Below are 787 nucleotides of genomic sequence, written 5' to 3' on the forward strand. Positions count from 1 at the left end.
TGCAGTCGTCTCCCGGAGGGAGAGGGGAGACAAGCAAAACGGCGCAGGGCTGAAATCTATGTCCAGGCTAACGATCGTACTGACTGCATGTGATTGATCAAACGTTCACCGTACACCTCCCCTCTCCCTCGGGAGAGGGGCCGGGGGTGAGGGTAGGGGTTATCACAATTTAAAATTTAAAGAGAGGGCAAGGATGCCACCCAAGCACAGACCGCTTCCTGCATGGCATAAGCAGCGTGCGCGGGAGCTGCGCACGACGGCAACCGATGCCGAGGTTCGCCTGTGGTATTGCCTGCGCTCGGGGCGGTTGGGCGGTTTGAAGTTTCGTCGGCAGCACCCGTTGCCGCCTTACATCCTCGACTTTTACTGCGAGGCGGCGAAACTGGCGGTGGAACTGGATGGTTCGCAGCACGGTGGTGAAGACGACGCTGCACGGACATTGAAATTAGAGCGTGAAGGCATCATGGTGCTGCGTTTTTGGAATGATCAGGCCTTGAAAGAAACCGAGGCTGTGTTGCAGGAGATTTATCGGGTGGCTAGCGAGCGGATTGCTTTGTTGGCGCGCTGAAAGCCCCCCTCACCCCCAACCCCTCTCCCGGAGGGCGAGGGGAGCGGATCGCGGGTACCTCTGGTTTAGGGGAATGTTTGCGAGATGCGATTCCCTGCTGTTGGGAGCAGAAGCGGGTCGTGGGGGGGGGCTTCAAGCGCCGGACGTGCTGGCGGAATGCCGATATGGCAGCCGCCACTGAACGGTTCCCCTCTCCCCTTGGGAGACGACTGCACGGAC

1 protein-coding gene is annotated in these 787 nt (G+C 59.7%); it reads left to right on the top strand.

Annotation, left to right across the window (positions count from 1 at the left end):
* The first annotated feature begins 193 nt into the window (after window positions 1-193).
* Window positions 194-568 carry an endonuclease domain-containing protein gene (locus tag N5J71_RS22330; protein WP_125875054.1) on the top strand — a complete coding sequence of 125 codons (375 nt, stop codon included), beginning with the start codon at window positions 194-196 and terminating at the stop codon, window positions 566-568.
* Window positions 569-787: the final 219 nt, after the last annotated feature.

This window comes from Ectopseudomonas oleovorans, assembly GCF_029845265.1.
GTDB classification, from domain to species: domain Bacteria; phylum Pseudomonadota; class Gammaproteobacteria; order Pseudomonadales; family Pseudomonadaceae; genus Aquipseudomonas; species Aquipseudomonas oleovorans.